Annotated in this window: 21 protein-coding genes; 6 read left to right on the top strand and 15 right to left on the bottom strand. The window is 66.0% G+C overall.

The genetic code is table 11. The annotated features are described in order from the left end of the window. Window positions 1-651 precede the first annotated feature (651 nt). Complete coding sequence (locus ACIBJI_RS41115; RefSeq protein ID WP_364358214.1) at window positions 652-1,506, bottom strand: helix-turn-helix transcriptional regulator; 855 nt, start codon at window positions 1,504-1,506, stop codon at window positions 652-654. Between the two features lie 140 nt (window positions 1,507-1,646). Here ACIBJI_RS41115 and ACIBJI_RS41110 point away from each other — a divergent pair, with 140 nt between their 5' ends. Further along, window positions 1,647-2,423 carry an NAD(P)H-dependent oxidoreductase gene (locus ACIBJI_RS41110; RefSeq protein ID WP_397088516.1) on the top strand — a complete coding sequence of 259 codons (777 nt, stop codon included), beginning with the start codon at window positions 1,647-1,649 and terminating at the stop codon, window positions 2,421-2,423. A gap of 281 nt (window positions 2,424-2,704) precedes the next feature. Here the strand turns inward: ACIBJI_RS41110 and ACIBJI_RS41105 are convergent, their stop codons facing one another. The 11 genes from ACIBJI_RS41105 to iolC all read right to left on the bottom strand — a co-directional run bounded on the left by ACIBJI_RS41105 (window position 2,705) and on the right by iolC (window position 13,710). Continuing rightward, window positions 2,705-3,271, bottom strand: coding sequence for a DUF3558 family protein (locus ACIBJI_RS41105; RefSeq protein ID WP_397088514.1), 567 nt, complete (start codon window positions 3,269-3,271; stop codon window positions 2,705-2,707). A 339-nt stretch (window positions 3,272-3,610) separates the two neighbouring features. Then, on the bottom strand, window positions 3,611-4,489 hold the full coding sequence (locus ACIBJI_RS41100) for an alpha/beta hydrolase family esterase (protein ID WP_397088512.1): 879 nt from the start codon (window positions 4,487-4,489) through the stop codon (window positions 3,611-3,613). 60 nt (window positions 4,490-4,549) lie between these two features. After that, complete coding sequence (locus tag ACIBJI_RS41095; RefSeq protein ID WP_397088510.1) at window positions 4,550-5,740, bottom strand: MFS transporter; 1,191 nt, start codon at window positions 5,738-5,740, stop codon at window positions 4,550-4,552. Next, window positions 5,737-6,315, bottom strand: a complete 579-nt coding sequence (locus tag ACIBJI_RS41090) for a histidine phosphatase family protein (protein WP_396958041.1) — start codon at window positions 6,313-6,315, stop codon at window positions 5,737-5,739. Before ACIBJI_RS41090 ends, ACIBJI_RS41095 begins: the two co-directional genes overlap by 4 nt. Next, on the bottom strand, window positions 6,302-7,090 hold the full coding sequence (locus tag ACIBJI_RS41085) for an SDR family oxidoreductase (protein ID WP_396958042.1): 789 nt from the start codon (window positions 7,088-7,090) through the stop codon (window positions 6,302-6,304). The genes ACIBJI_RS41090 and ACIBJI_RS41085 overlap by 14 nt, the downstream gene beginning before the upstream one ends. Window positions 7,091-7,096: 6 nt before the next feature. Then, the gene (locus tag ACIBJI_RS41080; RefSeq protein WP_397088508.1) at window positions 7,097-8,350 is read right to left on the bottom strand and encodes an acetyl-CoA carboxylase biotin carboxylase subunit family protein; all 1,254 of its coding nucleotides are present in this window, start codon (window positions 8,348-8,350) and stop codon (window positions 7,097-7,099) included. Further along, on the bottom strand, window positions 8,338-9,579 hold the full coding sequence (locus ACIBJI_RS41075; RefSeq protein WP_397088506.1) for an acetyl-CoA carboxylase biotin carboxylase subunit family protein: 1,242 nt from the start codon (window positions 9,577-9,579) through the stop codon (window positions 8,338-8,340). Before ACIBJI_RS41075 ends, ACIBJI_RS41080 begins: the two co-directional genes overlap by 13 nt. Next, window positions 9,576-10,676: a radical SAM protein gene (locus ACIBJI_RS41070; protein ID WP_364358241.1), complete on the bottom strand. Its 1,101-nt coding sequence runs from the start codon at window positions 10,674-10,676 to the stop codon at window positions 9,576-9,578. The genes ACIBJI_RS41075 and ACIBJI_RS41070 overlap by 4 nt, the downstream gene beginning before the upstream one ends. A gap of 189 nt (window positions 10,677-10,865) precedes the next feature. Next, window positions 10,866-11,747: a 5-deoxy-glucuronate isomerase gene (gene iolB, locus ACIBJI_RS41065; RefSeq protein WP_364358244.1), complete on the bottom strand. Its 882-nt coding sequence runs from the start codon at window positions 11,745-11,747 to the stop codon at window positions 10,866-10,868. Between the two features lie 5 nt (window positions 11,748-11,752). Beyond that, a complete protein-coding gene (locus ACIBJI_RS41060) occupies window positions 11,753-12,688 on the bottom strand; it encodes an aldolase (RefSeq protein WP_397088518.1) in 936 nt (311 codons plus the stop codon). 23 nt (window positions 12,689-12,711) lie between these two features. Next, window positions 12,712-13,710 (bottom strand): 5-dehydro-2-deoxygluconokinase, encoded by a 999-nt coding sequence (gene iolC, locus ACIBJI_RS41055; protein ID WP_397088504.1) that lies wholly within the window; start codon window positions 13,708-13,710, stop codon window positions 12,712-12,714. A 156-nt stretch (window positions 13,711-13,866) separates the two neighbouring features. Between iolC and ACIBJI_RS41050 the strand changes: the two genes are divergently transcribed. Beyond that, window positions 13,867-14,604: a GntR family transcriptional regulator gene (locus tag ACIBJI_RS41050; RefSeq protein WP_364358253.1), complete on the top strand. Its 738-nt coding sequence runs from the start codon at window positions 13,867-13,869 to the stop codon at window positions 14,602-14,604. A 225-nt stretch (window positions 14,605-14,829) separates the two neighbouring features. On the opposite strand, the gene ACIBJI_RS41045 is transcribed toward ACIBJI_RS41050, so the two are convergent. From ACIBJI_RS41045 to ACIBJI_RS41035, 3 genes are all read right to left on the bottom strand, one after another. Then, window positions 14,830-15,375, bottom strand: a complete 546-nt coding sequence (locus tag ACIBJI_RS41045; protein ID WP_364358256.1) for a DUF2165 domain-containing protein — start codon at window positions 15,373-15,375, stop codon at window positions 14,830-14,832. 458 nt (window positions 15,376-15,833) lie between these two features. Then, window positions 15,834-16,109 (bottom strand): hypothetical protein, encoded by a 276-nt coding sequence (locus ACIBJI_RS41040; protein WP_396958046.1) that lies wholly within the window; start codon window positions 16,107-16,109, stop codon window positions 15,834-15,836. A gap of 127 nt (window positions 16,110-16,236) precedes the next feature. Beyond that, entirely contained in the window at window positions 16,237-16,908 is a 672-nt protein-coding gene (locus ACIBJI_RS41035) for a hypothetical protein (RefSeq protein WP_364358262.1), read from the bottom strand. Window positions 16,909-17,080: 172 nt separating this feature from the next. Here ACIBJI_RS41035 and ACIBJI_RS41030 point away from each other — a divergent pair, with 172 nt between their 5' ends. The 4 genes from ACIBJI_RS41030 (at window position 17,081) to ACIBJI_RS41015 (ending at window position 23,717) form a co-directional block, all read left to right on the top strand. Further along, window positions 17,081-17,821, top strand: a complete 741-nt coding sequence (locus tag ACIBJI_RS41030) for a response regulator transcription factor (protein ID WP_364358316.1) — start codon at window positions 17,081-17,083, stop codon at window positions 17,819-17,821. Beyond that, complete coding sequence (locus ACIBJI_RS41025; RefSeq protein WP_397088502.1) at window positions 17,799-19,343, top strand: sensor histidine kinase; 1,545 nt, start codon at window positions 17,799-17,801, stop codon at window positions 19,341-19,343. Before ACIBJI_RS41030 ends, ACIBJI_RS41025 begins: the two co-directional genes overlap by 23 nt. A gap of 71 nt (window positions 19,344-19,414) precedes the next feature. After that, window positions 19,415-21,631, top strand: a complete 2,217-nt coding sequence (locus ACIBJI_RS41020; protein ID WP_397088500.1) for an ArnT family glycosyltransferase — start codon at window positions 19,415-19,417, stop codon at window positions 21,629-21,631. Window positions 21,632-21,662: 31 nt separating this feature from the next. Further along, a complete protein-coding gene (locus ACIBJI_RS41015; RefSeq protein ID WP_397088498.1) occupies window positions 21,663-23,717 on the top strand; it encodes an ArnT family glycosyltransferase in 2,055 nt (684 codons plus the stop codon). Window positions 23,718-23,837: the final 120 nt, after the last annotated feature.

Raw genomic sequence — 23,837 nt, 5'->3', positions numbered from 1 at the left:
TGTTCGGCGTGGCCGCGACATTCTTCGGCCTTGTCCGACCAGTAGTCCGCCGCGCGGCGGGTGGCGGTTTCATCACCGCGGGGGAAATGTCCGGCAACACAGTCGATCACCGGCGCGGGCAAACCTGCGGGCAATTGCAGAGTCATCTACCCTCTGACCCCGTCACACCTCGCCCGGTCCAATCCGTTACCACCGCGCTGGGCAGTCACGTCGGCAAACACAACGTCCTCCGTGCTCGAACCCGTCAATGAATGTCCGCAGGGACACCGCGCCGGCTCAACTTCTGAACCCGAAGAACCCCGCAATTCTCGCGCACACCACTGCGCCTTCCCATCCGTGGGAAGATTCGGTCTCCGAACGGGATCGCCGCCAGGGGCCCACCATTCTGCGGCGACCTCGCAGAGGATGCCGGGCACGACAGGTTCGGTGGCGCGAAACGAGGGCACGTAGTCGTCGAGGTTCAGGGCCGTGCGGTGACATCCCCGTTCGAGTGCCGAGCGCGGCACATCGAGCCCGGTGCGCGCACGGTGACGCCAGAACGCGTCGTAGAGGGTCGGTTCGCGCAGGAGCGTGGCCAGCTCTGGTGGTGCGCCACGGAATCGGATTCGAACACCCGAAGTATGGACCGTATTACATCAAAAATGACGCTCGCTAGGGTTGCGTCATATGCCGGTCCGGCGTAACCACGGCGTCCGTGGCGCCGAGGCTGGCCAGTAGGCGCAGGTTGTCGTGGGATTCGCTGCCTGGTTCAGCGGACAGGATGACGAGCTCGGTGCCGGTTTCCTCCGGTAGCGCGAAGTTCTCCTGATGTAGATCCAGGGTGCCGACCAGGGGATGGACGAAGGCCTTGCGGCCGTGGGTTCGGGAGCGGACGTCGGCGCGTGCCCACAGCTTGCGGAAGCGGTCGCTGTGCACGGCGAGTTCGCCGATCAGGGCCGACAGTTTCGGATCGTCGGGATACTTGCCCGCCGCGAGGCGCAGGTGGCCGACGACATCGCGGGTGCAGACCTCCCACTGGGCGTAGAGCGAGCGTGCGCCGCAGTCGTCCAAGAAGATATGGCGGGCGATATTCAAGCCCTTCATCGGGCTGTGTCCGTACAGCAGTTCCGCGAGCCGGTTGCCCGCCATTACCTCGAGGCGGTGATCGACGATGAAAGCGGGTGCGTCAGGGATCAGATCCAACACCCGCCGTAACTCGGGGCGAATGCGGACATTCGGAACTGGCTTCACCGGGCGCTGTGGACGGCGGGCCAGCCGGTGTAGATGCTCGCGTTCCACATCGGCGAGGCCGAGCACCCTGGCCAGCGCATCGAGGACCTGCGCGGATGGCTGCCGGGCGCGTCCCTGCTCCAAGCGAACGTAATAGTCGACGCTTACCCCGGACAGATGCGCGACCTCCTCCCGGCGCAACCCGGCCACCCGACGGCGCGAATCGGCCGCAATGCCGACGGAGCCGGGATCCACGCGGGACCGCCGCGTGCGCAGGAAGTCGCTGAGCTCGTCCATCTCTCCAGTATTGCCACGATTTCGCGGGGCAAGGGTGGTCCTGCCGATACCAGGAAGTCCCGTCCGATGGAAAAAGCGTCCCTGAACGGCGGCCGCACAGACGCCGAATATCGAACACATCCGATCCGAAGGAGCAGCAAATGCGGACACTCATCGTCCACGCACACCCCGAACCGCGGTCACTCAACGGCACGCTCAAGGACATCGCGGTGACAACCCTGCGCGAGGCCGGGCACGAGGTGCAGGTCAGCGACCTGTACGCGATGCGATGGAAGGCGACCGTCGACGCCGACGATTTCGGCGGGACGAGCGGCCCGCTGCGGGTCGCCACGGACTCCGGTCGCGCGTACGACACCGGCACACTCACCGCCGATATCGCGGCCGAGCAGGAAAAACTGCTCTGGGCCGATACCGTGATCTTCCAATTCCCGCTGTGGTGGTACTCGATGCCGGCAATCCTCAAGGGCTGGGTCGACCGAGTCTTCACCTACCACTTCGCCTATGGCGTCGGCGAACACAGCGACACCCGTTACGGCGACCGATACGGGGAGGGCACCCTCGCGGGCAAGCGGGCCATGCTGTCGGTGACGATCGGCGGCCGCGAATCGCATTACACCGACCGCGGCATCAACGGCCCCATCGACGATCTCCTCTTCCCGATCCAGCACGGCATCTTCCACTACCCCGGCATGGACGTGCTGCCCCCGTTCCTGACCTACAGCACGGACCGCCTTTCGCCCGAAGACTTCACCGACACCGCCAAGGCCTGGGAGCAGCGCCTACTGTCGATCGAAGAGACCGACCCCATCGCCTTCCGCACCCAGAACGGCGGCGACTACGAAATGCCGTCCCTGCGCCTGCGTGAAGGTCTGGAAGCCAAGGGCCGCACGGGCTTCGGCCTACATATTCGCGCCTGATCGGCCGCGCGGCCACGGCGAAGGCGCGCCGAGAACTAACACGGGCAGTGGGGCGGTTGTCGGATTCGTCGATCGAAAAGGATGCGGCTTGCCGGGCGTACTCGATCGCGCGATCCCACTTGTCGAGGTGCGCCCGCGGTGCGGCCGCACCAGTGCGAAGACGCGCTCGGCCTGATCGAGCCGACCCGCGCCCGGAACTGGGTTCGGCGTACGTCGAACCTGGTTCGGTTCGGTAGCCCTCCAGGCGACCCACCTTCCGCACCGGTTGAGCGGCGCTGCGGTTATGCCACGTGGCTGAGAACTGCTGTGGCGATATCGATTCCGAGCGCGCAGGTGTCGACGACGGGTGCCGTGTCGCTGCCTGCGCCCGCGATTGCGACCTCGACGTTGAACGATCCGCCGGTCGTTGTGGCGACGGTGATGGTGCAGCCTGCCTCCTTGCCGTCCTGGAGGGACTGGCGGATCTGGACGGCTCGATGGTCCGCGACGGTTATCGCAGTCGCGCCCGGGACGGGCGGCAGCGGTGTTGTCAGATCGGATGAGGGATGGGGATAGAAACTGAATCCGGTGGTGGGGGTTGTCCAGAAGCATCCGCGGGCGGCGGCGGGTTGTTCGGTGCCGGGGGCGGTGACCCCGAATCGGGTGGTATCCGCGGCATCCAAGGCGCTGCAAGGGTGATTTACGAGATCGGCGAAGGTGTGCGGCGTGGTGCGGGTCGGGCTCACCGCCGACGGGCTGGTGCTCGGAGATGCGGGCGAACTCGGGTCGTCGGCATCGCAACCGGTTGTGCCGAGCAGCATCAACAGCCCGATGGCTGTGAGCGTGTGATAACGCGAAAGATCGAACATGATCGGCTCCCTCCCTGAGCGCGTACGCGACCGATCTTAGGCGGAGCAAGCCCGTGTTGTGCCGTATGCGGAGGGATCGTGCTCCCGCGCATCTTCTGTCACGCCGCGCAGGTAATCGGGGAGCGAAACACAGGTGGCGTGGGAATCGGTGCGCGCGAGCATCCATGCCGTCCGCACCGGTACCGCGTGGTCAGTGGGTGATGACACCGCTGAGTCGCCGAACTCGCCGTCTCCTGACAACCACCGGCCATCACAGCATCCTCGTCGGTGCGGTTGGGGTCAGTGCTGCGTGTCGGCGCGAAAGGGCGGCCGGTGCCGCAGCGGGCGCGGCCCAGGAGTTCAGAGTTTGCGGGTTGACGCTGGGACCAAGAGAGGGTGGGCGAAGTTCCAGATCTGTTCTGCGGCATCGAATTCCAGGGTGACTGCCGAGCCGGGGGTGTCGGCCCATTCTGCGGGAACAGGGGTGCCCGGCCAGGTGTGGCCGCCTTCGAAAACTGTCCACGCCGAGACCTCCGTCCCGCCGACGCCGCCGGTCACCGTGTGGCGGCTCGAGTTGTCCGTCGTAACCGTGCCCCCGTCGTCCGCACAGCGATCCAGGCCCTGCCAGTGCCGGGCGGTTTCGATCAATCCCAATGTGTGGCCGCGAGATTCGCCGTTCGCCCTGCTGCGCCGTGAGTATCCGCCGGTGATCGGTTGAATCGGGTCGGCATCACCATTGATGAGCATCGCCGACACCGCATGGGTGGGCCGTATATCGAGCAACGCCGCGGGGAACCCACCGGCGACCGCGGCCAACACCGGCACTCGATCGGCGGCCTCCAGCGCGAATCGGTGAGACATGAACGCGCCGTTGGATATACCGGCGACGAGTGTCCGATCCGGCGCGGTACCGAACCGGTCGGCGCACCAATCGATCACCGCGCACAAGAACGACACATCGTCCACCCCGGCCTCGTCGGCCGTTGTGACGCCGCGCCCGTCGGCCCAGCAGCCGCCGTGACCATCGGGGTACGCGACGGCAATGCCCCATTCGTCGGCATGGGCGGCGAAACTGGTCCAGTCGTACATGATCGGCCTGGCATGCGTCCGCTCGCTGGCCGAGAAATTGCCGTGCAGCACAACGACCAACGGTGCATTCCGTTCCCGCGGTGGACGCACGGCAACGCTGCGCATGAGCCCATCAACGGCCAACTCGCCGGTCACTAATTCATCGCCCACCAGCTGAGGTATACCACTGTTCGAACCACCACCTCGGCCACGTAACGAGCCTGCTCGGTGTCACGCGTCGACCAGATGTACCGCGCGGCGTTGGGCCCAGCGCGCTATCGGCCCGATGCCGAGTCCAGCGGTCAGCAATACGCCGGCGAGCAGAACCCATCCGGCCGGGCCGCGATCAATGCAGACCACGCTGAGCAAAGCCGGGGCGGCGGCGATGAAGACTCCCGTTCCCATGCCGAAGATCCCCTGATAGCGGCCTTGTGCATGATCCGGCGCAAGGGCGAAGCTGAGCTCGAATTCTCCTGCGGCGTGGCATATTTCGCCCAACGTGTGCACTATCACCGCGAGCGTCAGGACCGAAGCGGCGAATACTGCCGAGCCGGCACCGCTTACGCAGAACAGCAGGCAGCTCAGCGCCAGCAGGACAGCGGCCCGGCGGGTGATCGTAATTCCGTCGGCGATGGAATCGACGCGGCGGCCCGCTCGCACCTGAAGCATGACGACAAGTAGCGTGTTCGTCAGCAGCAGCGGCGAGACCAGCCAGGCCGGAGCACGGGTATGGGAGACGATCCACAGCGGCAGCGCCACTGTTAGCACCGCATACTGCAGCGACAGCAGGCCGTATACCGCGGTGACGGCCAGGAATGGCAGGTCCAACCGGCCGCGGCGCATGGTGCGGCGCTCGGGCCGTGGCAGCGGCGACTGTCGTGGAATCCGAGCGATTACCAGCGCGGTGAGCAGGAAACTCGCGGCATCGACAAGGATCAGTGCCGAATATGCTGTGCGCGTATCGGATCGGATGGCCAGACCCGCACCGGCGGCACCCAAAGCCACGCCGATATTGGTGACGGATCGCAGATAGCCACGCAGCCGCGCTCGCGTATCCCCGCCGATCCGTGCGATCAGCGCACCACGCACGGCTCTACTGCCCTGCTCGGCAACGCCGACCGCGGCCGCGACGACCACGAAAACCGCGAAACTGTGCACCAGGACAAGACTTCCTGTGGCAAGCGCCTCGGCGGTCAGTGTGAGCAGATAGATCTCGCGCGCACCGAAGCGATCGGCGAGGTGACCCACCACCGGCCCCGCGCCGAGTCCGGTCACGCCCGCCATCGTCAGTCCGATTCCCACGTCGGTGCCGCTCAGCCCGACCGAGCGGGTCAGAAAGAGCACCGCACCGGCGAGATACAGACCGTTGCCGAAGGCGGTGATCAGCACCGCGCAGGCCAGTGCCCGAGCGGCCCCGCTCACCACAGGACCATGGCTTGGGCAGGTCCGGGACATGGCAGGTCCGCCCATTCGCCGGGCGGAATATCGCCGAGCGCGCCGATGATTGCCAACGCTGTATTCGCATGTGTGACCACGACGAGCCGCCCGGTCGTCCGAGGCCGCCCGGCGCACTGCTCGAGCACTACGGGAACAGCCCGCCGCGCCACCGCCGCCAGTCCTTCTCTACCGTCGAATGCACCGATGTCACCTGCCAGCCAGCGGGCGTAGCCATCCGGGTTGGTGCTGGCGATTCGGCCTGGAGTGCGGCCTTCCCATGATCCGAGCGATTCTTCGCGCAGCCTGCTGCTGATCGCGATCAGGCTCGGGTCGAGCCCGGCGGCTAGGGCGATTGCTTCAGCCGTCTGTCGTGCCCGGGTCAGGTCGCTGCTGACGATGCGTTCCGGTAGCGGTCGCCGCAGTGCGCTGCCGAGATCGGCTGCCCGGGTCCGCCCCTCCGCGGACAGTGGAATGTCGGTATGACCGCTGAATCGCCCGGCTCGTGACCATTCGGTCGGGCCGTGTCTGGCAATGACGATCTCCCAATCAGGTACGGCCACCCGAACCGCCCGAGACATCGATGGAACTGCCGGTCACATAGGAACAGATCGGCGAAAGCAATAGTGCTGCAATGGGAGCCACGTCCTGCGGTGTACCGAACCGCCCCAGCAGTATCCCCCTTCGGCTCGCCTCGGACGCGCACCAGTCATCGAAGGGCTCGGCTCTCCCGGAGGCGAGGTATCGCGCGTGCTGGCGGTCGGTCGCGATCGCACCGAGGCTGATCGCATTGACCAGAACCCCGGACGGCGCCAGTTCAATGGCGAGCGAACGGGTCAGGTTGGCCACGGCGGCCCGCGTCGCGCTGACCGCAGCCATGCTCGGCTCGGGCGCGTGCGCGGTGACACCGTTGACGACCACCACCCGTCCAGCGTCCGACTCTCGCAGCGCGGGCAGCGCCGGGGTAACGAGGTTCAGCACCGATCCCACTTTCATCTGGAACTGGTTGTGCCACTCCGATTCCGGTGTCGTCAGTACACCGCCGGACACCCCGGCCCCCGCATTGGCCAGCACACCATCGAGCCGTCCGAACTGTTCGAGCGCCCGCCCGACGGCCTGTTCCAGGGCCAGCGCATCCCGAACGTCGGCGGTGTGCGTCAGCAGCCGGTCGACGTGCTCGGGTGGTAGCGCGGCCCGCATCCGCTCCAGCGCCCCAGTGTCTCTGGCACAGGTCGCGACCGCAGCCCCTTCGGCGAGCAGCAGCGCCACCACCGCTGCTCCGATGCCGCGGCTGCCCCCGGTGACGAAATAAGCGCGTCCGGCTAGTCCGAGATCCATCGCGGGTCAGCACCGCCCATTCGCGGACTCGGGCAGCATGTGCTCGTCCAGCCATTCGATGACCGAGTCGTACACCCGGCGCACCCCCACGTGGTCGTCGTCCGCCAGCAGCGCATCGATCACGTAGTCCGACACCTTCGCGGCACGTCCGGGACGATCCTTCCGGTGGAACCGAATGACGCCGGGGAGATCGCAGCGCAGACCAACGGGCAGTGATCGCGGAGACCGCGGCACGACGATATCCCCGTAGCAGCGCCCGGATTCGGGCATCGTGCGTTCGACCGGCACGTCTATACCGGCCTGCCCGAGACAGCAAGCCTGGTCCAGATCAATACCGAGAGCTTCGCGGGCGATCAGGTTCACATTGCCGCCGCCCGTGCGGCAAGCGATCTCGCAGAGTATCGGGCCGTGGCGGGGGTGATCGAAGAGCTCGCAATGAAAACTCATGGTCTCCTCTGGGGCAGGCAGTGCGCGCAGCAGCCGGTCGAGGTAATCGCGGGCCGAGGCGGCACGCGGATCGTCGGCGTCGAGCAGCAGAATGCCATGCGGCTCCAATTCGACCAGCGAATGCAGGCAGGTCCGGGTGTAGGCGCCGACCATTACGGCCTGGACCCGACCCGCTCGCATGAGTCCGTCCACCGAAAGCATCGGTGTCGCAACCCATTCTTCGACGAGGTAGTCGGCGGGGTCGTCAGATGACAGCGCGCGGGAATGCGCCCAAGCCTCGATCTCGGTTCGGCCGTGCAACACCACGACGCCGACCGAGCCCGATCCGTCGACCGGTTTGACCACGACACCATCGGGGTGGTTGTCCGCGAAGTCCATCAGGGTGGCAACCGAGTCCACGAGGCGATGCTCCGGAATGTGCAGCCCGGCACGGCCTGCCAGCGACTTCATGACAGACTTGTTCCGGAACGCTGTGGCCGATGCCAGGCTCTGCCCCGGAATATCGAGGTAATCGCGAAGTTCGGCGGCTCGGACGAGATCGCATTCGCTCAGCGCGATGATCCGGTCGAAGGGCTGTTCGGCATGCTCAGCCGCGACCGCTTGGTCGACAGCTCGGTTGCGCTTCCAATCCGGGAAGAGGTGCCAGGTCGAGTATTGGTGTTCCCCGGACAATAAGGTGCGACTCGCGGGCGTGTCCTCGGCGAAAAGTGTTGTCCGGAATTCCGATAGCCAGCGATCGTATCGATGCGTGGTCAACGGTTTCTTCGACAGCACCGCCACCCGACGTGGACGCTCGCGGATCAATTCAGCCACCGAACCTCCTCGGCCCACCAGCGCGTTGTCTCCCGGATTCGTTCCCGCACCTGTGCGGCGGTGTCGGCATGCACCGCGACCGCCGCCGCCGAATGTGCGGCATATTCTGGCCCTTGCGCGAAAGTGCCTGCGGGCATGTGCAATTCGACTTCCGATCCGGAAACGGGACAGGCACCGGTTGGCGGTTCGAACCGGCCGTGTCCGGGTGGGAAGAGCACCCAGCCACCGGCGCGCCGAGGCACGGCGGGTTGATGCCTCAGTTCGAGGCCCAGTCCGCACTGTCCGCGCAGATTCTCCCGGGAAAGATGCACGCCGAACGCTTCCCGATAGGTTCGGGCAATAAGAGCACCACCGGTCCGCGAGGCGACCTCACACAGCACCGGCCTGCCGTGCGCAGGTATCCATGCCTCCAGATGGAAGCTCGTCGGAAACGGAGGCGTCGACATAGCGCGATGGACGTCGGCGGCAAACTCTTGCAGTGCAAAGGTTCTCGGGTCGTCCGCAGCAAGCAGCACGCTGGACAGTTCGGACTCTGTCTGTGCGGCTTCGGCATTGCCGCTGTTGTACTGGCTCGGCCAGCAGTGCACCACCGCCGCATCGGCTATTACGCCATCCACATGGAAGAAGTCGCCGTCTATGTATTCCTCGGCGATCAACCGGCCCGAACGCTGTGGCGCCGCGGGCAATTCGCCCGACGCCAGAAATGCGGTGACATCGGATCCGTCGCGCAGGATGCGCACTCCGATGGATGCGGCGCCGCGGCGCGGCTTCACGACGACGGGAAGTCCCACCTCTTCGATGAACTCCATCAGGTCGGTTGGCCGGTCGATCGCTCGCCGTCCAGGGACCTCCACTCCGGCCCGTGCCGCCCTATCCTTCATGATCAGCTTGTCGCGGTAGGCGCACGCGGATTCCGTTGTCTGCCCCGGTAATCCGAGCCGTTCCCGCAGTCGTGCGCTGCGCAGCACATCGTCCTCGCTCGAACTGGCGACGAGTCCGACTCGGTGCTCGCGCGCCGCGCATTCGGCCGTCCATTCCGTGGACCACGATTGGTAGTCCGTTACGGTCCGGCAGTCGCGAAACCGGCCTCGAACATCCGCTCCGATATCAGCCAACGCCCCGGGCACGGTGATGAGAACAGTGTCGGTCACCACCTCCGCGAGCCACTCGTGCAACGGGCGCTCGATGAGCGGTTTACGCGAAAGGAGCACGATCCGCTGCGAACTCATTCGGCATTGATGACAGCGAGCGGCAATAGTGACGCGGGTTTCCACTCGGGCGCGGGGTTGACCACCGCGGTGGGGGAGGACCAGTTCAGCCGGGCCGGGCACGATGCGACACCGTTGGCGTCCATGATCTTCGGATACAACTCACGGCGGCGTTGGACGCACGCGAGCAGCCCACCGTCCTCGGGAAACCAACTGCCGAGGTATTCGTCGGAGAAGTTGCACACCAGCGCATGGCCGCAGGGCTCACAGTAGATCTTGGCCACATTGGCGCAATCCTTGACGGTAAAGCCCAGATTCCGCGCGGGTGGATAGCAGGAGACGGTCACCTCGGGACCCCCTGGCTGCTGGATTTCCTCGTACAGCTCTTCCATGATTCCGGTGAACCGATCGAAAAGCACCGGGGGACTCAGGCTCAGCTCGGTCTGATTCGCCGCCGCGAGTCCGGACGGAATCCATGGCTTGATCTGTACGACATCGACGCCGATCTCGCGCATGATGCGATAGATCCGCGGTGCCTCGTCGAAGTTGTGCTTGCCGAGCCCGATTCGGATGAACACCCACAGTCCGGCAGCCTTGGCCAGCCGGATATTGCGCAGAATCCGTTCGGCGTCATCGGATTTCGAGCCCTTCATCAGGGTCGCCAGTCGCGCGGCATCGGCGGTGTTGTAGGTGACCTTCACCCCGGATAACTTCATGTCGACCAGTCGAGCGATCCGCTTCTCGTCCAGCAACGTGCCATTGGTCACCAGGCGCGTGGTGATGCCGCGTTCGCCGAGCGGTCGGAAGACCTCCTCGACCAGATCCAGCGCCATCAGTGGCTCGCCGCCGGTGCCGTAGACCGCCTCGGGCCGCTCCGGCTCGGTGGGCGAGTCGATCCAGTCGAACAGCGACTGCGCGAAGCGACCGGTGTCCAACGGATTCAACCGTTTCCCGATGTAATCCTCGTTCACACAGAAGATGCAAGATCGATTGCATCCGTCGAGAAATTTGACTTCGACGCCGTCGACGGGCAGATAACCGGCCAAATCGGTTTGCGGGAAATTCTCGACCCGGAACTTGCGGTATCTGTCCGAGAGCGCGTCCCGCTCACTGGTCACGATATCTCCTCTGCTGGAGTCGATTCCGCAGTCGTTGCGCCCACTCGGTGCTATGACTCGTAAAGCATTGGGGGGCAAAGAAAGCAGGCCCACTTCGAGCCAGAAGAGATTGTCCGGCATCGCCCCGACAACAGCTGTTCCCCATACTGAGAAACCAGCCGGAGATTCAGTGGGAAGCGGAGATTCGGATTACCGTCGAGTCTCCCCGGTGTTCATCGGGAGGCGCGGATCGATTTTCATATCGGTCCAGGTGCCGCGCAGCCACGTCTGTGCCGGGTGGTCGCTGATCCGCCAAGCCCGCTCCGGTCCGGGACCGGCCATGATGTTCAGGTAGTACATGTGATAGCCGGGGGCGGCGATAGATGGTCCATGGTAGCCGTGCGGCACCAGCACTACATCACCGTCGCGGACCTCCTCGAGCACATCGATCGGGCGCTCGGGAGTCCCGTACACCCGGTGATAGCCGAATCCGGGCGAATCGTCTGCGCCACGGGCGAATTCGAAGTAGTAGATCTCCTCGAGCGGGGTCTCGGTATCGGAGAGCTCATCGTGTTTGTGCGCCGGATACGACGACCAATTCCCGCCGGGCGTGATCACCTCGCAGGCGATGATCGAATCGGCCTCGAAGGTGTCCGCGGTCGCGAAATTGTGCACCTGGCGGCTGCAATTGCCCGCACCGCGCAACTCCACCGCCACATCGGCTGCGGGCACATAGCGCAGCGGCAGCTGCCGCTCGGCACGGGCACCGCCGAGCGCGAATCGTCCACCACCCGTGCTGGTTACGGTGTAGGAGCGATCGCGCCCGACATAGGCGAAGTCGGTCGGACCGTCGAAAACGCTGTTGCGCCCGGCTAATTCGTATGTCTCGCCAGCACTGGCCACGGTGCACGAACCGGATAGCGGCACCACGACGATCTCATCGCAACGGCTGTGCGTGCGATGCGACTGTCCCGGCGCGAGTTCGATGATGTGCAGGCTGGCGTGATCCCACCCGGCCGCCTCCTGGGTGAGCGCCACCGTGTACGGCGCACGGTAGGTGCGGGCGGCGGGTACGTAATGCTTGCTGTGCATCGCGATCACCGCACCAGTGACACGGCAGTATCGACCGCACCCGCGACATCGTCGTCCGGCGGATACAGCAGTGCACGACCCACGATCAGACCCCGAACACCCGGCAGCGCAAGGGCTTTCGCCCAGCGCGCATAGGTTTCGGCAGGGCTGGTCTGCGGGTCGCCGCCGAGCAGGAGGGTGGGCAAGGTGGTGGCATCCATGACGCGCTCCATCTCCGCGACGACGGGCAGCTTCAACCAGGTGTAGGCCGAGGTCGAGCCCAACCCCTGCGCCAGATGCACGCTCTTGATGACCGCATCCGGTGACAGGTCGTTGACCACATCGGTCCCCGGCCCATCGGGCCGGTGCGATATGAACGGCTCGAGCAATGCGGTCAAACCGAACTCGGCGAGATCATCGATGGCGGCGGCGCTCGCGGTCATCATCGACAGCGTGCCGGGATCGGCGAGGTCGAACCGGTTGAGCATTTTCGCGCCGTTGAGCCCGGCCGCGGCAGTGGCCCGCGCGGTATAGCCGGTCATCCGGTCGTCGAGCTCGAAATCCGCACCAGCGATACCACCGCGGTTCATCGAGCTGAAGACGACCTTGTCCTCGAGCGCGCCGAGCAGCAGCAGATCCTCGAGGATGTCAGCGGTGCCGAGCACGCCGTCCACACCCGGCCGAGCCAATGCCGTGACCAGCCGGTCCAGCAGTTCCTTGCGGCTGTTCATGGCATATGGGTTGCCGGATGCCGACAGCGCGCCGCGGGCCGGATGATCGGCGGCGATGATCATCAACCGGCCGTCGCCGCGCACCAGACCCCGGCGGGTCCGCGTGGCGAAGGCTCTGGCGATGGCGCCGGGATCGGCCGCACGCAACTCGGTCAGCTCGGCATAGGACCGCACTGCCGCAGGTGCCGAGGTTGAATCGGGCCCGCCCGTCTCCCGGCCACCGCCCCTCATCGAATCGCTGCGCGACGCTACCTTCATTTCTGGGCCTCCCCGGTCAGTGACAGTGCGACGAGATCGTCGATTTCGGCGCTGGTCGGCATGGCGGTGGAGCATTCGAGCCGGGCGGCCACAATCGCACCGGCGGCATTGGCGCGGCGCAGGATGGTCTCCAGATCCCATCCGGCCAGCAGGCCGTGACACAGACTGCCGCCGAAGGCATCGCCCGCGCCGAGGCCGTTGACCACTTCGACGGTGGCCGGTGGCACCATCACTGATTCGTGGCGGGTCTTGCCGAGCACCCCATCGGGCCCCTGTTTGACGATGGCCAGTTCGACACCCAGATCCAACAGCGCGTCGGCGGCGCGGTGCGGATCGGTCTCGTCGACGGCGATGCGGCACTCCTCGCGATTGCCGACCGCCACCGTCACCCGGGGCAGGGCCGCGCGCACTTGTGTGCGGGCCTGGTTCTCCTCGGCCCAGAACATCGGCCGGTAGTCCAGATCGAGTATGGTGAGCGGCCGCCGTTGCCGGATCGACCAGGCATCGAAATGCGCGGCACGAGAAGGCTCTTGGGACAAGCCGGTGACCGTCGACCAGTAGACGCCCGCATCTCGGATGATGTCGGGATCTACTTGGCCGCCGGTTATCTGCAGGTCCGGTGCGCTCGGCTTGCGGTAGAAGTACAGCGGGAAATCGTCCGGCGGGAAGATCTCGCAGAAGGTCACCGGGGTCGGCAAGCTGTCGCTGGTCTGCACGAGGGCATCGGATACGCCGAGTCGGACCAGTTCGCGCCGTACATATCGGCCGAAGGGATCAGCGCCGACGCCGGACCACAGCGCGGTGCGCCGCCCGAGCCGAGCCGCCGCGACGGCGACATTGGCCGCACTGCCACCGAGGAACTTTCCGAAGGTTTCGACATCTTCCAGACCCACGCCGGATTGCAGCGGATAGATGTCGACGCCGACCCGACCGGTCGACACGACCTCGAATTGAGCGTTCACAGGCTGACTCCAGGGTCCTAGGGGGACGGGCATCGCCGCGTATCCAGACTGTGCGCCCGTCATTCCCACTTGTCAAGACTTTGTCAGGACATACTGACTTACGGACATATGCATCAAAACCTGCCGGTCGTGATTTACAGTGGAAGAAATGGGCGCTGACCTGCGCCCGCTCGCCCCGAGGAGCCGACGATGCCAGCGCCACTGGATATCGCGATCGACCGCACCAGCCCGGTCCCGCTGTATTTCCAACTGGCACAAGGCATCGAGAACGCCATCCTGGAAGGTCGGCTCGCTCCTGGAGACCGCCTCGAAAATGAGCTGGACCTGGCCAAACGGCTCAATCTGTCGCGGCCGACCACGCGGCAGGCGATCCAGGCGCTGGTCGATAAAGGGCTGTTGATGCGCAGGCGCGGAGTCGGCACCCAGGTGGTGCAGAATCAGGTGCATCGCCCGGTCGAATTGACCAGTCTGTACGACGATCTGCTCACCGCGGGCCAAGAGCCGACCACCGAACTGCTCGACTACCAGCTCGGCGCTCCAGATCCCGATATCGCCAAGGAACTCGGCGTGCCCGAGGACGCCCGCTTTGTTACCTTCCGCCGGCTGCGGCGCGCCGGAAGTGAGCCGCTGGCGGTCATGACCAATTACGTGCCTGCCGAATTCGCGCCCGCACCCGACCAGCTCGAACTGCACGGATTCTATGAATGCCTGCGGGCCAAGGGCATTCACATCGCACTCGCGCGGCAGCGGATCGGCGCGCGCGGTGCCACCCGGGCCGAGGCGCAGCTGCTGGACGAGCGCACGAACGCGCCGTTGCTGACCATGCAGCGGGTCGCCTTCGATGATTCCGGGCGTCCGATCGAAGTGGGCAGGCACGTTTACCGGGCCTCGCGGCATTTCTTCGACACCACGGTGCTGAGCCGCTGAAGATCTCAACTATTTCCCTGCCTACGCCCCGCGCGGATCCCGGCGAGCACGGTGCGTAGCGGTGCTACGTGAATGTCCTGCTCTGCCAAGTATTTGCGGTTCCCCAGCCGGGTGATGGCGAGCAGCCAGATCTTGTGTTTGAACCAGCTAGGCCAGGCGGAACTACGAGAAGCTATATCCGCCAGCGTGGTCGAGCACGATGCCGATTAGACGAAAGGTCTTCTGCTACGGCTGCTCTCGGGTTTCAGCTCGGCTCGACATGTGCACGAGGATGAGTCCGACGGCCGCTATGAGGAAGTTCTGCAGCGCCGCCGACGTGGCGTTCACTTGTTTGTTCGCCCACATCCGGAACCACTCGCCGCCGATGGTGAGGAAGCCGCCTGCGAACAGCAGGACCGCCATGGTCCAGCCGAGGCTCGACAACTTCGCTGCGAGTGCGGTTCTGGCGGAGTTCCGGCCGATCAGTGCCCACCAGCCGGTCGCCGCACCCGCGAGCAGCACGAAGCCGGTCAGATACTCCCAGGTCACGATGAGGATGTAGGCGATAAGAATGACCGTGCTGTTGGTGATGGCATGCCAGTCGGTACCGGAGTGGTGGAGCGTGGCTTGCATCGACAGCACCGCTTGCACACCGCGCCGATTGGTATCGGTGTCGATACAGTTGGTGACCGCGACGATCAGGTAGTACAACGCGGTGATCGATGCCAGCACCGTCACGGCCGTATCCCTGCTCCCGGCCACATCCAGGAACCGCTTACCACTCAGACCCATATCCGCCACCTCGGTCGACCCGGCACAAGATTTCGATACGGCCGCCTGCACTTCGAGCGACTGCCCGCGCCATCATACTTCACCCTGCGTGATTCGAAATGCTGTGATTCACAAGAGGTTCGACACCCGCCGGTCACCAGTACTCGGAGAATCTCACTGCCCCCTGATCAAGATCAGGTGGAATCTACGGCGGCCTCGCCCGACTTGGGCTCGAGGGGTGATTGCAACAGCACCGTCGAGTTGATCGAAGGGATTGTTGGATGGAGTCGTTGGGGCCGCTGTGGCTCCGGTGGTCGGGTGTGTTTGCTGCATTTCGTCATCCGGTCGACTCGTCGAACCCCTCGTCCATGCTGATCCGGTGGGGTGTCGGCGCACGGCCGACGTTGACGAAGCGCGGCGGTGGACTGTCGAGTCCACCGCCGCGCTGACGTCAGCGGGATGTGTTGGGCTGCAAGGGTTTACTGACCGGGCTGGCACTGTGGCGGCGGCCCCTGCGGGTGGTCCCCGTCCGGGTGGTCACCGGGCGGCGGTCCCTGGTGGTCGCCGGGCGGCGGACCATCCGGGTGGTCACCGGGCGGCGGGCCCTGCGGATGATCGCCAGGAGGCTGGCACTGCTGTCCGGGCACCGGTCCCTGTTGTCCGTCGGCGCTCGCCGCACCGGCTCCGATGCCGAGCATGCCGAGCGCGACGGCACCGGCCGCCGCGGTCACTGCCAGCTTCGATGTGAAACTCATCTGCATTCCTCCTGTTGTCGGATCAGATCCGAAACTCCTCGGCCGCTTCTCCGTGCCGACACCGAGAATCGTTGAGCCCCAACATTTGTCCATCGTGGGCGCAAGTTAAGTGCGAGCTGTGAACCGATCAGTTGCCGGTTCGACTCTGCCCACCAGCCCTGCCCGCTCCGGACGTACCGTCGCCGAACTGGCCGGGCCCACTACCCAGCTGCCCAGGTGCACCGCTCATCGCACCCGGGCCGTTCATCCCGCCGGGCGCGGCCGCATTGCCCGCGATGATCGAGGTCGCGGTGGCGGTGCCATCGGTCTTGGTGGCGCGAATGCTCACCGTATCCCCGGCTTTCACCGTCGACGCGCTGGTCGTGCCGGAGATGGTGTAGGTCTGGGTGTAGTTGTCGCTGCTCGTGGCGGTGATGGAGGTTGCGCTCACGGCGGTGACGGTCCCGGTCTGAGTCAGCTCCGTGGTGTAGCCGCCATTGCCGTCGGCAACGACGAACTCCCCGTGCAGCGCCGCGGGAATCGTGGCATTGCCGAAACCGGGTCCGCCCGCTTGACCGGATCGACCCGACGCGCCGTTCATCGACATCCCGATGCCACCGGGGCCGCCCGGTCCATGGCTGCTGTTCGAATCGGACGAGGATGCCGCATAGATGGCACCGCCGCCCGCCGCGGCGATCGCTCCGGCAATCCCGACCGCGGCCAGGGTCTTCTTGGTGGACCAGGTGCCCGGCTGCGCGGGTTGTGGCGCGCCCCAGACCGTGTCGGGTTCCGATGGCGGCTGTTGCGTGGGATGACTCATGGTGCTCCTTGCGGTGCGGACCGAATAAATGCTCGGATCCGACCTTGGTCCGCCGACCTTGGCGTCGGCTGTGCGCTGGTTCTGGATCGGCTGGGTACGCACTCACAGCTGACGCATAGATTCGGCACAGCTACACCCCAGCGTTCGCGGTCATGGTAGGACGATGTCCGTGATGAGCGCCGGGAACGGCCCGGCCGAACGAGTTGTCATGCGCCGCGCCGACGGCAGCCCCATCACCGTGCTGGTCGTCGACGACGAGCCCGTACTGGCCGACATGATGTCGATGGCCCTGCGATATGAGGGCTGGGAGGTCGCCACCGCGGGCGATGGTCGAACGGCCGTCACGAAGGCGCGCGAGGTTCGCCCGGATGTGGTGGTACTCGATGTGATGCTGCCGGATATGACCGGGCTCGAGGTGCTGCGCAAGTTGCGCGCACAGTTGCCGTACCTGCCGGTGCTTTTGCTGACGGCCAAGGATTCGGTCGAGGACCGCATCGCCGGGCTGACCGCGGGCGGCGACGACTATGTCACCAAACCCTTCAGCATCGAAGAGGTGGTGCTGCGGCTGCGTTCGCTGCTGCGCCGCACCGGTGTGGCAACCGAGGACAGCGGCGCGCAGCTGGTGGTCGGCGATCTGGTGCTCGACGAGGACAGCCACGAGGTCACCCGGGCCGGTGAGCTTATCGTCCTGACCTCCACCGAATTCGAATTGCTGCGTTTCTTCATGCGCAATCCCAAGCGAGTGCTGAGTAAGGCGCAGATCCTGGATCGGGTGTGGAGTTACGACTTCGGCGGTCGGTCCAACATCGTCGAGCTGTATGTGTCGTATCTGCGCAAGAAGATCGACAGTGGTCGGGCACCGATGATCCATACCCTGCGCGGCGCCGGATATGTCCTCAAGCCCGCAACCTGAGGTGGCACGCCGGGTGCTGAAGCCGCGGCGCTGGTCGCTGCGGGCCCGCCTATTGGTCGGACAGGTGCTGTTGCTGGTGATCGTGGTCGTCGGTATCGGGGCCGTGACCGAATTCGCATTGCGGCAGTTCCTGGTGCACCAACTGGACACCGAACTGATCGATGTACAGAAGCGCTCACTCGGTGATGTCGGCGGCGGTCCGAGCCTCGGGCCACGACCCAGCGGCCAGCCGTCGATGCCACCGCCGCCTCCGCCGCCATCGGGTTCCGGTCCGGGACCGGACTTCCTGGACCGGCGCGGCATCCAGCCCGACACCATCGGCGCCATCGTGAACCAGGGCAGTGTCAGCAAGGCGGGCCGGATCGATGCCGACGGCACTCAGCGTTCGCTCTCGCATACCGCACAACAGCAGCTCGCCGCGGTACCGGCAAACGAGAAGCCGGTCGATGTCGCGCTCGACGGTCAGGGGCGCTATCGGGTGGTCGCGGATACGTCGTGGTCGGGTGAGATCGTTGTCACCGGCATGCCGTTGACCGCCGTCGACGCCACTCTGCTACGCGTCTTGCTGATCCTGGGGATCGTCACGGCGATCGTTTCGATCATCGCGATTACGGTCGGCATCTGGCTCATCCGGCATGCGCTCGCACCACTGGATCGGGTCGCGGCGACGGCGGCGCGGGTGGCCGATCTAGAACTGGATCGCGGCGAAGTCGTACTGCCCGTGCGGGTTCCGGCCGCGGACGCCGATCCGCGCACCGAGGTCGGTCAGCTCGGTTCGGCGGTGAATCGGATGCTCGATCACATCACCAGTGCGTTGTCGGCGCGGCACGACAGCGAGACGCGTGTCCGGCAGTTCCTCGCCGATGCCAGTCACGAGCTGCGCACCCCGCTGGCCGCCATTCGCGGCTATGCCGAACTGGCGCAACGCAAACGGGCCGAGGTACCCGCCGAGGTGGCCCATGCGATGGGTCGGGTGGACTCCGAATCCCGTCGGATGACGGGTCTGGTCGAGGACATGCTCTTGCTCGCGCGGTTGGATTCCGGACGTGGGCTCGAACACGAACCGGTGGATCTGACCCAGCTCACGGTCGACGCGGTGAGCGACGCGCATATCGCCGGTCCCGAACACCGCTGGGATCTGGAGTTGCCCGACGAACCGGTGGTGACCACCGGTGACGCGGCCCGGTTGCATCAGGTGCTCACCAATCTGCTCACCAACGCGCGCGTCCACACCGGTCCCGGCACCACGGTGCTCACGTCGCTGGAATTCAACGGCGCCGGGGGAGCCGTGTGGCGGGTGACCGACGACGGTCCTGGCATCCCGGAAGCCTTGCAGCCGATGGTCTTTCAGCGTTTCGCGCGCGGTGACTCGTCACGCTCCCGACGGGCGGGCAGCACCGGTCTCGGCTTGGCGATCGTCGCGGCCGTCGTCAAGGCACACGGCGGCGATATCTCCGTCGAGAGTGCGACCGGCCGTACCGAATTCACCGTGCGTCTGCCCGGTGTCACCGCCGCGAACTGAGCGCTGCGCCACACAGCGAACTCACAGTTACGGCAGAGCTTGCAACTATGTCCGGTCGCGACGATCGAAGCATGACGACAACATTGCTGGGAGCTCTACCCGCTGCGGCGGTCGAGCCATCGGATGCGCGGCCATCCGGGTGCGGCCCGCTGTGGCGGCGGGTATCGCTCGCGGTGCTGCTCATCGCGACAGCACTGCTGTATCTCTGGAATCTCGGTGCCAGCGGCTGGGCGAACGACTTCTACGCCGCGGCGGTGCAGGCCGGATCGCAGAGCTGGAAGGCGATGCTGTTCGGTTCCAGCGATGCGGCCAATGCGATCACCGTGGACAAGACCCCCGCAGCACTGTGGGTGATGGATATTTCGGCACGGCTGTTCGGCTTCAACTCATGGAGTCTGCTCGTGCCGCAGGCGCTCGAGGGCGTCGCGGCGGTCACGGTGCTGTACGCGGCGGTGCGGCGCGTCAGCGGCCACTGGGCCGGAATTCTGTCCGGTGCGGTGCTGGCACTGACACCGGTGGCGACGCTGATGTTCCGCTTCGATAATCCGGACGCACTGCTGGTGCTGCTGCTGACCGTCGCGGCCTATAGCGTGCTGCGGGCGATCGAAAAGGACAGCGGCACTTGGTGGTTGCCGCTCGCCGGGGTGGCGGTGGGCTTCGGCTTCCTGGCCAAGATGATGCAGGCATTCTTGGTGCTGCCCGTCTTCGCGCTGGTGTACCTGCTCGCCGCACATGCGCCGCTGCGCACCCGGATCGTTCGATCGGTGGCGGCGGTACTTGCGATGGTGGCGTCCGCGGGCTGGTATCTGGCCCTTGTCGCGCTGTGGCCCGCTTCGTCGCGGCCCTATATCGGCGGATCCCAGCACAACAGCGTGCTCGAACTGGCATTGGGCTACAACGGTTTCGGCCGGTTGACCGGTAACGAGACCGGTGGACTCGGGAACCTGAATTTCGATGTCGGCTGGGCTCGTCTGTTCGGTTCGGAAATGGGCGGCCAGATCGCCTGGCTACTGCCCGCGGCATTGATTCTCGGCGTTGCCGGACTCTGGCTCACCCGCCGTGCGCCACGCACCGATCTGATCAGGGCGGCACTATTGCTGTGGCTGGGCTGGCTGATCGTCACCGGCGTGGTATTCAGTTACGCCAACGGCATCCTGCACCCGTATTACACGGTCGCGCTGGCACCGGCGATTGCGGGCGCGATCGGAGTCGGTGCGAACCTATTGTGGCTGCGCCGCGGCGATATTCGCGCCACCGCTGTGCTGTCCGGTGCGCTGTTGGTGACTGTCGTGCTGGCCTGCGTCCTGCTCGCACGCACCCGGGACTGGCTGCCCTGGCTCGGCCCGGTGGTCGCGATTGCCGGTGTCGGATCGGCGGCATTGCTGCTGGTCGTCGGTAGGTTGCCGAAGGCCGTTGCCAGTGGAGTCCTCGCAGTCGCCTTGGCCGTCGGGTTGGCCGCACCCGGTGCTTATGCGCTGGCCACCGCGGCGACAACACACAGCGGCGCGATTCCGTCCGCGGGACCGGCCGGCGCGGGCCGGGCCTTCCCAGGCGGCGGACGGCCCAGCGGCGCCGATGGTGGCGCTGGTACGGCGGGTGCGCAGGGCGGCACCGCTGGCGCGGGTTCGCAGAGCGGTGCCGGTGGCGGGGCGGGTTCGTCGACCGGCATCGGTGGCGGGGCGGGTGCGCAGATCGGCACCGGTGGCGGGGCGGGTTCGCAGAGCGGTGCCGGTGGCGGGGCGGGTTCGTCGACCGGTACCGGTGGCGGGGCGGGTTCGTCGACCGGTACCGGTGGCGGGGCGGGTTCGTCGGGCGGCATCGGTGGTGGGGCGGGTTCGTCCGGCGGCACTGGCGGTGGCGTGGGTTCGTCGGGCATAACGGACGTTGGCACAGCTGGCGGCGCACCGATGGGCGGAATATTCGGCGGCATAACACCGGGCGCGAACCTGACTGCGGTACTGAGCACCGATGCCGACGTCTACACCTGGGTCGCCGCCGTCGTCGGCTCCAGCAACGCCGCTGGATACCAATTGGCCACCGGTGATCCGGTCATGGCACTCGGCGGTTTCAACGGCACCGACCCGGCGCCCACGCTGTCGCAGTTCAAAGACTATGTGGCCCAACACAAAATCCACTACTTCATCAGCGCCCAGATCATGGGTGGGATGTGCGGATCGGCGAGCGGTGGCAGCCAGGCAGCCAGCGAAATCGCGGCCTGGGTTCAGGCCAACTTCAGCGCCGAGACGATCGACGGTGTCACGGTCTACGACCTCACCGCCACCAACTGACCAAATCTCGAGTACACGAGAGGGACTGGATATGACCATGACCGAAGCGCGGCCCGTGCGGTACGCCGAACCAGCGGGTCCGCGGCACGCGGGCGCGCACCAGAAACGAGCGACTCGATGGCTGTTCGGCCCGCCCGAGCAACCACGCTGGGCGCGCCCCGGATTGTGGACCCTGCTGGCGGCCACCGCCGTGCTCTACCTGTGGGGACTGAGTAAATCCGGTTGGGCCAACGACTTCTACGCGGCCGCGGTCCAGGCGGGCACGCAGAGCTGGAAGGCGCTGCTGTTCGGTTCGCTGGATTCGGGCAACGCCATTACCGTCGACAAACCACCCGCATCGCTGTGGGTAATGGGCTTGTCCGGCAGGCTGCTCGGCTTCAGCTCGTTCTCCATGCTGCTGCCCCAGGCACTGATGGGAGTGGCATCGGTCGGCTTGGTGCATGCCGCGGTGCGCCGCTGGAGCGGCCCGGCCGCCGGATTGCTGGCGGGTACGGCGCTCGCCGTGACTCCCGTTGCGGCACTGATGTTCCGGTTCAACAACCCGGACGCACTGCTGGTGCTGCTGCTCGTCGCCGCGGCGTACTGCACGGTCCGCGCCACCGAGCGGGGCAGTGGACGCTGGCTCGTATTGGCCGGTGTGGCAGTGGGATTCGGCTTCCTCACCAAGATGATGCAGGCCTTCCTGGTGCTGCCCGCGTTCGGGCTGGTGTTCCTGGTCGCCGCGCCGATCGGCTTCTGGCGTCGCGTCGCCGAGCTGCTCGCGGCCTTTGTCGCAATGGTGATTTCGGGCGGCTGGTTCGTCGCCCTGGTCAGCCTGTGGCCCGCTGACTCGCGTCCATACATCGGCGGCTCGACCGGCAACAGCCTGCTCGACCTCGCGCTCGGCTACAACGGTCTCGGCCGCGTCCTCGGCGGCGAGGGCAATGGTGGTGGCGGCGGTGGCGGTGGCAACACCGGCTTCGGCGGCAGCACCGGGATCACCCGCTTGTTCGGCGATTCGATGGGCACCGAAATCTCCTGGCTGCTGCCCGCGGCCTTGATCGGTCTGGTGGCTGGTCTGTGGTTCACCCGGCGCACACCGCGAACCGGACGCACCCGCGCGGGCCTGATCCTGTGGGGCGGTTGGCTGCTCGTCACCGGCGTCGTATTCAGCTATATGCAGGGCACCATGCACCCGTACTACACCGTCGCCCTCGCCCCGGCGATCGCGGCGCTGATCGGTATCGCGGTGGTCGAGTTGTGGCGCGGCCGCCAATTCGTCACGGCGCGTATCGCACTCGCGGCCATGTCCGCCTCGACCGGTATCTGGAACTTCATCCTGCTCGACCGCACACCCGACTGGTACCCGGCACTGCGCTGGCTCGTGCTGATCGGTTCGATCGTCGTCGCGGCCATTGTCGCGGTCGGCGCACACCAACTCGGCAGGTTCACCGCCGTCGTCGCCACTGCCGGGCTGCTGTTCGGCCTCGCGGGGACCACCGCGTACACGATCGAGACCGCGGCGACCGCCCACTCCGGCTCCATTCCGACCTCCGGCCCGGCCGTCGCGGGCAAGGGTATGGGTATGGGCGGACCAGGTGGCGCCGTCCCCGATGGTTTCGGCGAATCAGGAACCGGCGCACCGTCATTCGACGGCGCGGCACCCGGACAAGCGGGTACCGAACAGGCCGGTACGGAACAGGCGGGGACCGACGCGACCGCCAACCGTGACGGCGGCGGCGGACCGGGCGGCTCGAATTCGTCGAACGCCGAACTGCAACAGTTGGTGCGCAATACCGACACCCGTTGGGCCGCAGCGACAGTGGGCTCAGGCTCGGCGAGCGGACTCGAATTGTCGACCGGCGCTTCGATTATGGCGATCGGCGGTTTCACCGGCAGCGACAATTCGCCGACGCTGGCGCAATTCCAGCAGTACGTCGCCAATGGCGATGTCGCCTACTTCATCGCGGGCGGCGGCATGGGCGGTGGCCCCGGCGGGGGATCCAATAGCAGCGGAAGCGAAATCACTGCATGGGTCAAGGCGCACTACACGGCCATCACGGTCGGCGGCAGCACCGTCTACGACCTGAGCCAGCCCACAGCCTGACCCTCCCCAACCGCGGCGCGCCTGCCCCTCGAGCGGGCGCGCCTTTCGGCTGAAAATGTCGTGTATGATACACGTCACGTGTAATATGCACATTTGAGGGTGTAGTGCACGTCCTGTGTG

It is taken from the genome of Nocardia sp. NPDC050408 (assembly GCF_044458905.1).
Taxonomy (GTDB): Bacteria; Actinomycetota; Actinomycetes; order Mycobacteriales; family Mycobacteriaceae; genus Nocardia.
This window is presented reverse-complemented; position numbering and strand designations above follow the sequence as displayed.

Coding starts and splice junctions, on each gene's coding strand:
- ACIBJI_RS41115 (WP_364358214.1), bottom strand. CDS start 1,506: ATGGACGAGCTCAGCGACTTCCTGCGCACGCGGCGGTCCCGCGTGGAT.
- ACIBJI_RS41110 (WP_397088516.1), top strand. CDS start 1,647: ATGCGGACACTCATCGTCCACGCACACCCCGAACCGCGGTCACTCAAC.
- ACIBJI_RS41105 (WP_397088514.1), bottom strand. CDS start 3,271: ATGTTCGATCTTTCGCGTTATCACACGCTCACAGCCATCGGGCTGTTG.
- ACIBJI_RS41085 (WP_396958042.1), bottom strand. CDS start 7,090: ATGGATCTCGGACTAGCCGGACGCGCTTATTTCGTCACCGGGGGCAGC.
- ACIBJI_RS41075 (WP_397088506.1), bottom strand. CDS start 9,579: ATGAGTTCGCAGCGGATCGTGCTCCTTTCGCGTAAACCGCTCATCGAG.
- iolB (WP_364358244.1), bottom strand. CDS start 11,747: ATGCACAGCAAGCATTACGTACCCGCCGCCCGCACCTACCGTGCGCCG.
- ACIBJI_RS41060 (WP_397088518.1), bottom strand. CDS start 12,688: ATGAGGGGCGGTGGCCGGGAGACGGGCGGGCCCGATTCAACCTCGGCA.
- iolC (WP_397088504.1), bottom strand. CDS start 13,710: ATGCCCGTCCCCCTAGGACCCTGGAGTCAGCCTGTGAACGCTCAATTC.
- ACIBJI_RS41050 (WP_364358253.1), top strand. CDS start 13,867: ATGCCAGCGCCACTGGATATCGCGATCGACCGCACCAGCCCGGTCCCG.
- ACIBJI_RS41045 (WP_364358256.1), bottom strand. CDS start 15,375: ATGGGTCTGAGTGGTAAGCGGTTCCTGGATGTGGCCGGGAGCAGGGAT.
- ACIBJI_RS41040 (WP_396958046.1), bottom strand. CDS start 16,109: ATGAGTTTCACATCGAAGCTGGCAGTGACCGCGGCGGCCGGTGCCGTC.
- ACIBJI_RS41035 (WP_364358262.1), bottom strand. CDS start 16,908: ATGAGTCATCCCACGCAACAGCCGCCATCGGAACCCGACACGGTCTGG.
- ACIBJI_RS41030 (WP_364358316.1), top strand. CDS start 17,081: ATGAGCGCCGGGAACGGCCCGGCCGAACGAGTTGTCATGCGCCGCGCC.
- ACIBJI_RS41025 (WP_397088502.1), top strand. CDS start 17,799: ATGTCCTCAAGCCCGCAACCTGAGGTGGCACGCCGGGTGCTGAAGCCG.
- ACIBJI_RS41020 (WP_397088500.1), top strand. CDS start 19,415: ATGACGACAACATTGCTGGGAGCTCTACCCGCTGCGGCGGTCGAGCCA.
- ACIBJI_RS41015 (WP_397088498.1), top strand. CDS start 21,663: ATGACCATGACCGAAGCGCGGCCCGTGCGGTACGCCGAACCAGCGGGT.